We start from the raw sequence: 12893 nt of genomic DNA on the forward strand, positions 1-12893 counted from the left end.
GGCCCGGTCAGCCCTGCGGCAGACCGACACCGTTGCGCTGGAAGTCCAGCAGCCGCTCGTTCTCGTAGGCGATGCGAGCGGGCGAGTCCTCGAGGTCGCGAAACATCTGCTTGAGGACCCGGATCCCCCCGGCCGACTGACGAGCGACCAGGCCCGCGAGCGCGAGCGCCGCTGCCTCGGCGTCGTCCGTGGGCGCCGTGTGCTGGACCAGTCCGATCGACGCGGCCTCGTCGGAGCCGACCACCCGGCCGGTGTAGATCAGCTCCTTCGCCCGCGAGAGGCCGACGAGCTGGGTCAGGCGTGCGGGTCCGACGGGCACGCCGAGTCGGCTGCCCGCCCACGCCAGCTTCAGGTTGTCGCCGGCGACACGCAAGTCGCAGCCGGCGACGATCTCGGCACCCGCGCCGACGCAGTTGCCGACGCACACCGCGACCGTCGGCACCGGGAGGTCGTCCAGGAGGCGGTAGAGCTCAGCGAAGGCCTCCATCCGGACCACGCCGCCCGCGGCGTCCAGCGGCTCCGTCACGTCCGCACCTGCGCAGAGGGCTGTGGTGGACGTGGTCGAGAGCACGACCGCCCGCAGGCTGGCGTCGGTGGCGAGCTCGATCAGCGCAGCGTTGAGGAGGCGCAGGGTCGCCGTGTCGAGCGCGTTGCGCTTGTCGGGACGGTTGATCCGCAGCAGCTCGACACCGTCGTCACGGCGCTCCCGCAACAGGCTGGTCTCGGTGGACGTTGAGCTCGACTGCGACATGCCGGGCGACACTACCGATCTCGCGGACCCCCGCTGCGCACTGTTCAGGAAGTGAGGCGGCGGCGGGTGTTGCCGAGGTGGACCCGCATCGCCGCACGCGCGGTCTCGACGTCCCCGGCCAGCACGGCCGCGGCGATGTTGTCGTGCTCGCGCTGCACCCGCTCGACATGGGAGGCGTCGCTCATGGAGTACGTCGAGGCGAGCCGGGTCCTCGGCAGCATGATCATCATCGGGCCGAGCGAGTCGAGCAGGTCGAGGTAGAACCGGTTGTCCGAGGCGACCGCGATCGCCCGGTGGAACGCGAAGTCGGCTTCGACCGCTCCCTCGTGCCCGGCGGCCGTGAACGACTCGTGGGCTGCGGTGATCCCCGCCGCGGACGCGGGCACGATGCGGGCCGCCGCCAGCGCCGCCGCCTCGCTCTCCACCCCGATCCGGAAGTCGACCATCGCGAGCACGTCGTGCTGGTTGCGGATGGCCGAGGTCTCGAGGGTGAAGGACGACGGCTCGGGTACGGCGAGGACGAACGACCCGCGACCCTGGAAGGTCTCCACCAGACCCTCGGCCTGCAGCCGCGTCACCGCCTCGCGTGCGACGGTGCGGGAGACGGCGTACTCCTCGACGAGCTCGGCCTCGGACGGCAGCTTCGTGCCGGGGGCGAGGTCGCCTCTGAGGATCTTGTCCTTGAGGCCGGCGACGACGTGCTGCGAGCGGGTCTTCACGGGTGGATCATGCCTTGAACGTCACGGTGTCCTCGGTGTGTGCGCGCATCTGGTCGGACAGCGTGAAGCCGAGACCTGGGCGCTGGGGGACGAAGATGCGACCGTCGCGGATCTCGATGCTCTCCTCGAAGAGCGGGTCCAGCCACTCGAAGTGCTCGACCCACGGCTCGGTCGGGTAGGCCGCGGCGAGATGGAGGTGGATCTCCATCGCGTAGTGGGGGGCGAGAGCGAGTCCGTGGTGGGCGGCGATCGTCGCGAACTTCAGGAAGGGAGTGATGCCGCCGATGCGCGGGGCGTCGGGCTGGACGATGCCGCGGTAGCCCGCGTCGATCAGCGCCATGTGCTCGGGCACCGACGTCAGCATCTCGCCGGTCGCGATCGGGGTGTCGAACTCGCGCGACAGGTCGGCGTGGCCGACGGCGTCCCACGCGTCGAGCGGCTCCTCGATCCAGACCAGGTCGTGCTGCTCGAGCTCGCGACACATCCGGCGGGCGCGGGCGCGGTCCCACTGCTGGTTGGCGTCGACCATGAAGGGCGTGTCGCCGAGGTGCTCCCTCATGGCCGCGACCCGCGACAGGTCGGCGCGCCAGTCGGGCTGGCCGACCTTGATCTTGATGCCGGCAATGCCCGCCTCGAGCGACGCGGACGCCTTCTCCTTCATCTCCTCCAGCGAGGCCTGGAGGAAGCCGCCGGACGTGTTGTAGACGCGGCACGAGTCGCGGTGAGAGCCGAGCAGCTTGGCCAGCGGGAGCTCCGCCCGACGAGCCTTGAGGTCCCACAGCGCGACGTCGAGCGCGGCCACCGCCTGCGTCGCGACACCGGAGCGACCGACGGACGCGCCGGCCCACATCAGCGACTCGTAGATCTTCGCGATGTCACTGGGGTCCTGGCCGATCGCGACCTCGGCAACCTCCTTGAGGTGCGCGAACTGTGCCTTGCCACCGGCGCGCTTGGAGTAGGAGAAGCCCATGCCCGACAGGCCCTGCTCGGTGGTCACCTCGACGAAGAGCAGCACCGTCTCGGTGAGCGGCTTCTGCTTGCCGGTGAGCACCTTGGCGTCGCTGACCGGGTTGGCGATCGGCAGCACGACGCTGGAGAGGGTGAGGCTCTGGATCTTGTCGGACATGGGGGTTCCTTCGAGGTCGAACCAACTTGTATGATGTGTTTCGAACTTATCCGACAAGTTGGCATTCGTCCAGAGGACCTCAGTTGACAGGCGTGAGCAGCTCACCCTTCGCGAGGAAGGCGGCAACGTTGTCGAGCACCAGCGTCGCCATCGCCTCGCGCGTCTCGACGGTCGCGCTGCCGACGTGCGGCAGGAGCACCACGTCGTCGCGATCCATCAGGGCAACCGGCACGTGGGGCTCGTCGGCGAAGACGTCGAGCCCGGCGCCGGCGATGCGGCCGTCATCCAGTGCCTCGACCAGCGCCTGCTCGTCCACGACCGAGCCGCGGGCGACGTTGACGAGGAACCCGTCCGGCCCGAGGGCGTCGAGCACCTCCGCATCGACGAGGTGCCGGGTGTCGGCACCACCGGGTGTCAGCACGACGAGCACGTCACAGGCCTCGGCCAGCTCCACCGGGCTCGCGTGATACGTCCACGCCACGTCCTTCGGGCGACGCGAGTGGTAGGCGACCTGCGCTCCGAACGGCTCGAGCCGCGTCGCCACCGCCTCGCCGATCCGGCCCAGCCCGAGGATGCCGACGACAGATCCGCGCACCTCCCGCGTCAGGGGGTAACGCTTGCCCGCTGCCCACTCCCCTCGCCGTACGAACCGGTCGGAGGCAGACACCTGGCGCAGCACGTCGAGCACCAGCGCGACGGCCAGGTCGGCGACCGCGTCGGTGAGCACGTCGGGGGTGTTCGAGACGACGATGCCGCGGCGGGTCGCCTCCTCGACGTCGACGTTGTCGTAGCCGACCCCGAAGTTGGCGATCGCCTCCAGGTCGGGCAGCGCGTCCATCTCCGCTGCGCCGATCACGGTCCCGCCGCCGGCCACCGCGACCGTCAGCCCGGCGGTCGCAGGCCCGACCTCGACGAGGGACGGTGCGGCGTACAGGCGCTGCAACGCCTCCTCGAGGAACGGCATCAAGGGGCCGATGCGGACGACGCGGAGTTCGCTCATGCCGCCATCATGCAGGGGCTCCGATGGACCTGCTGATCGGCTTCACCACGATCCTGGTCGTCATCGCCTGCGGCGCGGCGCTCGCCCACGTCGGCGTGCTGGACGCGGGCTCGCAGCGGACGCTCGGCGAGATCGCCTTCTTCGTCGCGTCGCCGGCCCTGATGGTCGTGGTCATCAGCGAGGTCGAGATCGACCATGCGATCGCCAACCTCGGCGCCTCCGCGACGTCGCTGGCCGTGTGCTTCATGGCATACGCCGCCTTCGTCCGCTGGCGCTGGAAGCCGGACGCGGGCTCGCTGCTGATCGGCGCGCTCTCGGCGTCCTACGTCAACGCCGGCAACCTGGGCATCGCCGTCGCGGCCTTCGTCGTCGGCGACACCACCGTCGTCGTGCCCACCCTCCTGGTCCAGATGATGATCGTGCAGCCGATCGCGCTGATGGCCCTCGACCGTCTCACCGGACGCGGCGTCGGGGCGTGGTCGACGATCCGCCGTCTCGTCACCAATCCGCTCACCCTCGCGTCGGTGGTCGGGGTCGCGCTGGCCGTCACCGGCTGGGAGCTGCCCCGCGTCGTCGACTCGCCCCTCAGGCTCCTGGCCGGCCTCGCGATCCCGGCGATGCTGCTGGCCTACGGCGCCGCGCTGCGACTCTCGCCCTGGCCCGGGAAGGCAGGCCACAACGGTGAGACGCTGGCTGCCACCGTGCTGAAGATGGTGGTGGCGCCCGTGGTGGCCTGGACGGCAGGCACGGTCTTCGGGCTCGAGGGCGACATGCTGCTCGGCGTCGTCATCATGGCAGGGTTGCCGACCGCGCAGAACATCTTCCTGCATGCCACGCGCTACCGGACGGGGGAGGATGTTGCCCGCGAGACCATCCTCGTGACGACGCTCTGCTCGCTGCCCGTGGCGCTGCTCATCGCTGTCCTGCTCGGTTGACCGACCCAAGGAGACACCTGTGCCCGACCTGTTGAGCGACCTGCGCGCCGCCATCGGCGACGAGCACGTGCTGACGGACCCGGCCGACCTCTCGCCGTACGCCGCCGACTGGCGTGGCGCCTATCGCGGGACGCCCCTCGCGGTGGTCCGGCCGGCGTCGACGTCCGAGGTGGCGGAGGTCGTGCGGCTCGCGCACGCGGCCGGGGTCGCGATCGTGCCGCAGGGCGGCAACACCGGCATGTGCGGCGGGGCGATCCCGAGCGGCGACGGCTCGCAGCTCGTCCTCTCCCTCGGCCGGCTCCGACAGGTCCGCGAGGTCGACGCCGCGGGCGGCACGATCACCGTCGAGGCGGGCGTGATCCTGGCCGACGTCCAGGCCGCGGCCCAGGCCGTCGACCGCCTCTTCCCGCTCTCGCTCGGCGCCGAGGGCAGCTGCACGGTCGGCGGCAACATCGCGACCAACGCCGGCGGCACCGCGGTGCTGCGCTACGGCATGATGCGCTCGCTGGTGCTCGGGCTCGAGGTCGTGCTGCCGGACGGGCGCGTGTGGGACGGGCTGCGCTCGCTGCGCAAGGACAACACCGGCTATGACCTGACCCAGCTCTTCATCGGCGCCGAGGGCACCCTCGGCATCGTCACCGCCGCCGTCCTGACGCTGCACCCCGCGACGCCCGCCCGCGCGACCGCGTGGGTCGCGCTCCCCTCCGTCGCCGCGGCGGCGACCCTGCTCCCGCTGTTGCGTGAGTACGCCGCCGAGCGGCTCACCACCTGGGAGCTGGTCTCGCGCCCGGCGCTCGAGCTGGTGCTGGCCGCCGGTCTCGCGGACCCGCTGGCGAGCGACGCCGAGTGGTTCGGCCTGATCGAGATCGCGGGCCCCGCGGGTGCGAGTGTCGACGACGACCTGGAACGGGCGCTGGCCGCCGCCGTCGAGGCCGGCCTGGTGCTCGACGCCGCGGTCGCCGGCTCGCCCGCGCAGCGGTCGGGGCTCTGGGCCCTGCGCGAGCGGGTCTCCGAGGCCCAGGAGTCGCTCGGCCCGACGATCAAGCACGATGTCTCGGTGCCGATCACCTCGCTCGACGACCTCGTCGCGCGCCTCGGGCCGGCGCTGGAGAGCGCCCTGCCCGGGATCCGGCCGATCGTCTACGGCCACGTCGGCGACGGCAACCTGCACTACAACCTCAGCCGTCCGGCTTCCCTCTCAGGCGACCATTTCGTCGCTCAGGCCGCGATGTTGTCGACGATCGTGCACGAGTGCACCGTCGAGCTCGGCGGCTCCATCAGCGCCGAGCACGGCCTCGGCTCCGGGAAGGCGGCCGCCGCAGCGGCGTACAAGAGTGACGTCGAGGTCGACCTGATGCGCGCGGTCAAGAACGCGCTCGACCCCGCCGGGCTGATGAATCCCGGCAAGGTGCTGGCCCCGGACTGAGCCTCAGCGACCGACGACGGCGTAGTCGTCGGCGTCGAACTTCGCGCGGCGCTTGTACTCGAGGCCGAGCCCCGGCCAGTTGGTGGTGATCCGGCCGTTGGCGTTGCGGTACCACGACGAGCAGGCCGACCAGACGCTGTTGGCGAGGCGGCCTTGGAGCTTGTCGTCGAACTCCTGGTCGACCTCCGGCTTGACCGTGAGCGGCCCGCCGGCGACGTCGAGGTGGTCGACGAACTCGCGCACGTAGGTCGCCTGCACCTCCAGGAAGAAGACGATCGAGCCGCCACCGGTGTTGGTGTTGGGGCCATACATCATCAGCAGGTTGGGGAAGCCCGGCACCGTGAGCCCGCAGTAGGCGCGGGCGCCCTCGTGCCACTGCTCGTGCAGGTCCTGCCCGCCGACCCCGGTGATCGCCATCGGCGACAGGAACTCGGTCGAGCGGAAGCCGGTGCCGTAGATGACCACGTCGGCCTCGTGCAGCTCGCCGTCGGTCGTGCGGACACCGTCGGGAGTGATCTCGGCGATGCCGGTGGTGATCACGTCGACGTTGGGCTTCGCGAGCGCCGGGAGGTAGTCGCTGGAGAACAGGATCCGCTTGCAGCCGACCGGATAGGAGGGCCACACCTTCTCGAAGAGCCCGGGCACCGGCTTGGTCTGCTTGGCCATGTGCCGGCGGCTCATCCGGTGGATCAGCGCCGAGAGCGGCTTGCTGTAGAGGAAGGCCGTGCTCAGGCCTTCCATGACGGCATACCAACCAGCGCGCTCGGCCAGCTGCGTCGCCGGCACCCGCTCGAAGAGCTTGTGGTGCCCGCCATGGAACTCGGTGTCCGGCCTCGGCAGGAGGTACGGCGCCGTGCGCTGGAACATGTCGAGGTGGGCCACCTCCCGCTGGATCTCGGGGACGAACTGGATCGCGCTGGCGCCGGTCCCGATCACCGCGACCCGCTTGCCGGTGAGGTCGACGGAGTGGTCCCACTCCGCGGAGTGGAAGCTCGGCCCGGCGAAGGTCTCCCGCCCCTCGATCTCCGGCCAGGAGGGCCGGGAGAGCTGGCCCACGGCGGCGACCAGCACGTCGAGCTCCACCGACTCGCCGCCCGCCAGGGTGACGGTCCAGGTGTTCTTCGTGTCGTCGAAGGCGGCCGAGGAGACCTCGACGCCGAAGCGGACGTGGCGACGCACGTCGTAGGTGTCCGCGGCCTGCTTGAGGTAGTCGAGGATCGCCGGCTGCTGGGAGAAGCGACGCGGCCAGCGGGGGTTGGGCTCGAAGGAGAACGAGTAGAACGGTGACGGGACGTCGCACGCCGCACCGGGATAGGTGTTCTCGCGCCAGACGCCACCGACCTCGTCCGCCTTCTCGAACACCACGATGTCGTCGTGTCCTGCCTTCTTCAGCTCGATCGCGGCCGCGAGCCCGCCGAAGCCGGCGCCGATGATGCCGATGCGTGTCATGGCGGAACCTTCCCACGCTGCTGCCCAGCGCACCACGAGTTGTCCATGGACGAGGTGGCCGGCCTCCCAGCCCAGCCACCCCGCCCCTGGGACCCCGCGGTCACCGGGTCGCGGCGACGACCCCGATGAGCACCGGGCCACGAGAAGGCAGCCTGATCGGCTCCCTGCTCAAGGGATTCACCGTCGGGCCTCCCGAGCCGCACTTACGGTCGCGTAACCGTAGACCGTGACGTGCCTGTGCGCCAGACCCCCGGCCCGGGAAACTCGGAGGAATCTTGCCCGGGACGTCCGACGGGTGCGGCTGCCAGGGCGACCGGGTCGTCGGACGTCCCGCTCGACGTCCGACGATGTGGCAGCGCGAGGGCCGACGTGACACGAGACCGCCCCCGCTCCTCGGCATCGGGGGCCGAGGAACGGGGGCGGCGGTTCGGGTCAGCTCACATCAGATCGTCGAGCAGTTCGACGTCACGGGGACGCCTGCGAACCGATCCTCGAGGAACTTCAGCGCGGTCGGGTAGTAGTCGAACGCGCCACCGATGTGCCCGGGCAGGATGCCCTTGCGGAAGGTGACGTTGGCGCCCTGCGCACACCAACGCTGGGCGGTGCCCAGCCCCGCGCCGTACGGGACGACGTCATCGGTGCCCGAGTGGAAGACCAGCGTCGGCACCGACGGCTTGCGACCGTTGCCGATGAGCTGCTCGCCGATGATCTGGTTCCACTCCGGGTCGCGCAGCATCGTCGGCACCGAGCGCCCGTCGAGGGTGAGGGTGGACGACTGGATGAAGGCGTGCGTCAGCACGGTCTCGATCACGCACTCCTCCTTGAGCTCCGCGATCAGCGCGCGGCCCTTGGTGTTGAGGAACGAGTTGAGGTCGACGCCGTAGGAGCCCTCGCCCACACCGGCCAGGGCATAGCCCAGGAAGCCGACCGTCAGGGTGCCGTCGAGCTTGTCGGCCGTGGCCAGCAGGTCGCCGGGCACGCCGCCGGTGGCGACACCGGCGATCGTGAGCTCAGGGGCGTAGGCCGAGGCGATCTCGGCAGCCGCGGCGGCAGCCCCACCACCCTGCGAGTAGCCGGTGAGCCCGATCGGCGTCGAGGTGGTCAGCCCGGTGTTCGGCACGTTGAGCGCAGCGCGGACCGAGTCGAGGACCGCGCGGCCCTGGACCTCACGGCTCATGTAGGTGTGCACGCCCGGGGTGCCGAGGCCCTGGTAGTCGGTGAGGACGACGGCAAAGCCCTTGGCCAGCAGGCCGGCGATGAAGAGGTTCTCGTACTCCAGGCCGCCACCGTCGGACAGTCGCGACGGAGCACAGGTGTCACCGAGCCCCTGGGTGCCGACGGCGTAAGCGATCAGCGGACGAGGACCGGTGCCGGACCATGCCTTGTTGGGCACGACGAGCTGGCCGGTGACGGGGATCTGCGTGTTGTTGCGGTCGCTCGAGGTGTACATCATGCGGGTCACCGCGGCGTCGACCGGGACGACCTTGAGGGGCGTCACCCAGAACTGCGACGGCTCGGTGCGCACGAGCTTGCCCATGCCCGCCGGCAGCGTGGCCGGGGGCGTGTAGAACGCAGCGCCGGTCGCGCCGTCGCCGCACACGAGGCGGGCGTCGGCGAGGTCGGCGTGGTCGTAGTCAGAGCCGTCGCCGATGTTGTCGATCAGGATGTCGAGGCGATTGGCGCCCGCAGTGTTCACGGACAGCGACTTGGTGGCGGTGCCGTTGTACATCGCGCCCGTGTCGGCGGCCTCGACCCCGTCGGCGAAGATCCGGAACCGGACCGATCCCAGCCAACCCTGCGAGTCGTCGACGCCCACCTTCGCGGTGAAGGCCGAGCACTGCCCGCCCAGGTTGTAGCTGATGAAGGCTCCGGCGTGGGCGCCGAGCCCCTTGGCGTAGGTCACTCCGTTGAGCTTCAAGGCCGGCCCGTCGCCGGCAGCCGTCCCGCCGTTGGCGCGATCGCGCTCGACCGGGCCCCAGCCGTTGGTGGGCACGCCCAGGAAGGGCCAGTCACTGGCGTAGACCGACGAGCTGGGCGGAGCAGGCAGCGTCGTCGGGGCGGCGACACCGTCGCCCGAGCAGCGGAACTTCGCGCTGGCCCAGTCGGCGTGGTCGGCGTCCGCACCACCCTCGGCCTGGGAGACGAGCAGGTCGACGGTCTGGGCGCCGTCGATGCTGGCGTAGATCGTCTTGACGTCGGAGGAGCCGGTCAGCGTGGCGGTCTGCGCGACCTGCACCCCGTCGGCCACGACGGCGAACACGACGCTGCCCTTGGTGCCGACCTCGTCGTCGATGCCGACCTCGGACTGGAAGAACTCGCAGTCGCCGCCGACGTCGATGCGGATGGCGGAGTCGGCGTGGACGCCGATGCCCTTCGTGTGGCTCTTGCCGTCCACCCAGATGGTGCGGCCGTCCGTGGCGCCCTGCTCACCGTTGGAGCGGTCACGCTCGGCCGGGCCCCAGCCGTTGGTCTCCGAGACGAACGGCAGGTCGGAGGCCCACACCTCGCCTGTGAGGGGCGTCGGTTCGACGCCGGAGGAAGCTGTGACCGGGGCCAGGGTCGCCGCGACGACCACGACTCCGGACAACACTGAGACGCGCGAGAACAGACTCATAGATTCCCTTTCAGGGTGCATGAGTGGGTGACCCCCGACCGCCCACGATTACGGTTACGTCACCGTAGTGGCGTGGGTCACACCCCGCTAGACCTTCCGCCACATTTTTGTGGCGGCGGTCACACGGCCCTCTCCCGCAGCGCGGTTCAGCCCAGGACCAGGCCGTCCTCGCCCACGTCGACCGTGACCGTCCCGCCGTCGGTGACCTCGCCGCCGATCAGCAGCCGCGCGAGCGGGTCGCCGATGGCGGACTGGATCAGGCGCCGCAGCGGGCGAGCGCCGTACGCCGGGTCGTAGCCGGTCTCCGCGAGCCAGGCGCGGGCCGCGTCGGTGACGTGGATCGAGATCCGGCGCACCGCGAGCCGCTGCTCGAGCAGCGCGAGCTGCAGGTCGACGATGTGCGCGAGGTCGTCCTTGGTGAGCGCGTCGAACATGACGATCTCGTCGAGCCGGTTGAGGAACTCCGGCTTGAAGGACGAGCGCACGACGCCCATCACCGCCTCGTGCTTGGCATCCGGCGCGAGCGTCGGGTCGACCAGGAACTGCGAACCGAGGTTGCTGGTCAGGATCAGGATCGTGTTGCGGAAGTCGACCGTCCGCCCCTGGCCGTCGGTGAGACGCCCGTCGTCGAGCACCTGCAGCAGGATGTCGAAGACCTCGGGGTGCGCCTTCTCCACCTCGTCGAGCAGCACCACGCTGTAGGGCCGGCGGCGGACCGCCTCGGTCAGCTGGCCGCCCTCGTCGTAGCCGACGTAGCCGGGAGGAGCGCCGACGAGCCGGCTCACGCTGTGCTTCTCGGAGTACTCGCTCATGTCGATGCGGACGATCGCCCGCTCGTCGTCGAAGAGGAAGTCGGCCAGCGACTTGGCGAGCTCGGTCTTGCCGGTGCCCGTCGGGCCCAGGAAGAGGAACGACCCCGTCGGACGGTTGGGGTCCGCGATGCCGGCCCGCGATCGCCGTACGGCATCACTGACTGCTTGTACGGCGTCGTGCTGGCCGATCAGGCGCGCGCCGATCACCGACTCCATCTCGAGCAGCTTGGTGGTCTCACCCTGCAGGAGCCGGCCGGTGGGGATGCCGGTCCAGGCCTCCACCACGTCGGCGATCTGCTCGGCGCCGACCTCGTCACCGACGAGCTTCTCGGTCACCTCCTCCTCGGAGGCCTCGGCCGAGACGATCTGCTTCTCCAGCGCGGGGATCGACTCGTAGTTGATCTTGCTGGCGCCCGCGAGGTCGCCCTCTCGCAGCAGCTTGTCGGCCTCGATGCGCAGCGCGTCGAGCTGGCGGCGCAGCTCGCCCTCGCCCTCGAGCGTCGACTTCTCCCGCTCCCAGCGGGCCTCGAGCCCGCGCAGCTCCTCCTCCTTGTCGGCGAGGTCGGCCTTGAGCGCGGCCAGCCGTTCGACGGACGCGTCGTCCGACTCCTTGGCGAGCGCGAACTCCTCCATCTTCAGCCGGTCGACCTGGCGGCGGAGCTGGTCGATCTCCTCCGGGCTCGACTCGTGCTCCATCCGCAGCCGCGACGAGGCCTCGTCGATCAGGTCGATCGCCTTGTCGGGCAGCTGGCGGCCGGTGATGTAGCGGTCGCTGAGCGTGGCGGCGGCGACCAGCGCGGCGTCGGTGATGCGCACGCCGTGGTGGGCTTCGTACTTCTCCTGGATGCCGCGCAGGATCTGGATCGTGTCCTCGACGCTCGGCTCGCCGACGAAGACCTGCTGGAACCGGCGCTCCAGCGCGGGGTCCTTCTCGATCCGCTCGCGGTACTCGTCGAGAGTCGTCGCGCCGATCATGTGCAGCTCGCCGCGCGCCAGCATCGGCTTGAGCATGTTGCCGGCGTCCATCGCGGAGTCGCCGCCGGCGCCCGCGCCGACAACGGTGTGCAGCTCGTCGATGAAGGTGATGACCTGCCCACCGGCGTCCTTGATCTCCTCGAGCACGGCCTTGAGCCGCTCCTCGAACTCACCGCGGTACTTCGCACCCGCGACCATGGCGGCCAGGTCGAGGCTGAGCAGCCGCCGGCCCTTGAGCGAGTCGGGCACGTCGCCGTCGACGATGCGCTGCGCGAGCCCCTCGACGACGGCGGTCTTGCCGACGCCGGGCTCGCCGATGAGCACCGGGTTGTTCTTCGTCCGCCTGCTGAGGACCTGGATCACACGCCGGATCTCGGCGTCGCGGCCGATGACCGGGTCGAGACGTCCGTCCTGCGCCGCGCGCGTGAGGTCGATCGAGAACTTCTCGAGGCTCTCGTACGTCGACTCCGCATCCGGGCTCGTGACGCGCCGGTTGCCACGGATGGCCGTGAGGCCCTCGCGCAGCCCGGCCTCGGCCAGGCCGGCGTCGGTGAGGATCTTGCGGGCCGTCGACTCGACCGTGGCGAGGGCGATGAAGAGGTGCTCGGTCGCGACGTAGTCGTCCTTCATGCTGCCCGCGAGGTCGATCGCGCTGGCCAGGACGCGGGTCAGCGCCGCGCTCGCGGCCGGCTGCTGCACGGTGGCGCCGCTCGCCTTGGGCAGCGCGGCCAGGGCCTGCTCGGCCTGCGCGGTCAGCACGGCGGCGTCGAGGCCGGCCTTGGTGATGAGGTTGCGGGCCGTGCCGTCCTCCTGGCGCAGCAGCGCGACCAGCAGGTGGATCGGCTCGGTCTGGGTGTTGCCGGCCGTGGTGGCGGACAGCTGCGCGGCCTCGATGACCTCGCGGCTGCGGGTGGTGAACTTCTCGGCGCCGAACTGGCTCAACTCTGCTCCTCCATCGAGTCATGGTCGACCACTGGTCGATCACTGGTGGACCACTGTGGTGCACCGCCGGTTCAACGCGCCAGAAGTTGAGTCGATTCCCCTCAACTTGGCCGAATGTCGGTGTGCCGTGCCATCGTGCCCGCA

The 12893-nt window shown here is 70.5% G+C and carries 9 protein-coding genes; 2 read left to right on the plus strand and 7 right to left on the minus strand.

From position 1 onward, the window contains the following. Nucleotides 1-7: 7 nt before the first annotated feature. From C9J87_RS09150 to C9J87_RS09165, 4 genes are all read right to left on the minus strand, one after another. Nucleotides 8-751, minus strand: a complete 744-nt coding sequence (locus C9J87_RS09150) for an enoyl-CoA hydratase/isomerase family protein (protein WP_157953165.1) — start codon at nucleotides 749-751, stop codon at nucleotides 8-10. 44 nt (nucleotides 752-795) lie between these two features. Beyond that, nucleotides 796-1470, minus strand: a complete 675-nt coding sequence (locus tag C9J87_RS09155; protein WP_107705347.1) for a FadR/GntR family transcriptional regulator — start codon at nucleotides 1468-1470, stop codon at nucleotides 796-798. A 7-nt stretch (nucleotides 1471-1477) separates the two neighbouring features. After that, the gene (locus C9J87_RS09160) at nucleotides 1478-2596 is read right to left on the minus strand and encodes an L-talarate/galactarate dehydratase (RefSeq protein WP_107705348.1); all 1119 of its coding nucleotides are present in this window, start codon (nucleotides 2594-2596) and stop codon (nucleotides 1478-1480) included. Between the two features lie 79 nt (nucleotides 2597-2675). Next, nucleotides 2676-3596 carry a 2-hydroxyacid dehydrogenase gene (locus C9J87_RS09165; protein ID WP_107705349.1) on the minus strand — a complete coding sequence of 307 codons (921 nt, stop codon included), beginning with the start codon at nucleotides 3594-3596 and terminating at the stop codon, nucleotides 2676-2678. A 23-nt stretch (nucleotides 3597-3619) separates the two neighbouring features. Between C9J87_RS09165 and C9J87_RS09170 the strand changes: the two genes are divergently transcribed. Beyond that, complete coding sequence (locus tag C9J87_RS09170; protein ID WP_107705350.1) at nucleotides 3620-4531, plus strand: AEC family transporter; 912 nt, start codon at nucleotides 3620-3622, stop codon at nucleotides 4529-4531. Between the two features lie 19 nt (nucleotides 4532-4550). Continuing rightward, entirely contained in the window at nucleotides 4551-5957 is a 1407-nt protein-coding gene (locus C9J87_RS09175) for an FAD-binding oxidoreductase (protein WP_107705351.1), read from the plus strand. Nucleotides 5958-5960: 3 nt separating this feature from the next. Here C9J87_RS09175 and C9J87_RS09180 read toward each other — a convergent pair whose 3' ends face one another. The 3 genes from C9J87_RS09180 to clpB all read right to left on the minus strand — a co-directional run bounded on the left by C9J87_RS09180 (nucleotide 5961) and on the right by clpB (nucleotide 12749). Then, complete coding sequence (locus tag C9J87_RS09180) at nucleotides 5961-7406, minus strand: flavin-containing monooxygenase (protein ID WP_010834281.1); 1446 nt, start codon at nucleotides 7404-7406, stop codon at nucleotides 5961-5963. Nucleotides 7407-7848: 442 nt separating this feature from the next. Next, complete coding sequence (locus tag C9J87_RS09185; RefSeq protein WP_198652314.1) at nucleotides 7849-10020, minus strand: NPCBM/NEW2 domain-containing protein; 2172 nt, start codon at nucleotides 10018-10020, stop codon at nucleotides 7849-7851. Nucleotides 10021-10166: 146 nt separating this feature from the next. After that, nucleotides 10167-12749: an ATP-dependent chaperone ClpB gene (clpB, locus tag C9J87_RS09190; protein WP_107705353.1), complete on the minus strand. Its 2583-nt coding sequence runs from the start codon at nucleotides 12747-12749 to the stop codon at nucleotides 10167-10169. Nucleotides 12750-12893: the final 144 nt, after the last annotated feature.

Origin of the sequence: Nocardioides allogilvus, assembly GCF_003047285.1 — a bacterium.
GTDB lineage: Bacteria > Actinomycetota > Actinomycetes > Propionibacteriales > Nocardioidaceae > Nocardioides > Nocardioides allogilvus.

Coding starts and splice junctions, on each gene's coding strand:
- C9J87_RS09180 (WP_010834281.1), bottom strand. CDS start 7,406: ATGACACGCATCGGCATCATCGGCGCCGGCTTCGGCGGGCTCGCGGCC.
- C9J87_RS09160 (WP_107705348.1), bottom strand. CDS start 2,596: ATGTCCGACAAGATCCAGAGCCTCACCCTCTCCAGCGTCGTGCTGCCG.
- C9J87_RS09185 (WP_198652314.1), bottom strand. CDS start 10,020: ATGAGTCTGTTCTCGCGCGTCTCAGTGTTGTCCGGAGTCGTGGTCGTC.
- C9J87_RS09150 (WP_157953165.1), bottom strand. CDS start 751: ATGTCGCAGTCGAGCTCAACGTCCACCGAGACCAGCCTGTTGCGGGAG.
- C9J87_RS09170 (WP_107705350.1), top strand. CDS start 3,620: ATGGACCTGCTGATCGGCTTCACCACGATCCTGGTCGTCATCGCCTGC.
- C9J87_RS09165 (WP_107705349.1), bottom strand. CDS start 3,596: ATGAGCGAACTCCGCGTCGTCCGCATCGGCCCCTTGATGCCGTTCCTC.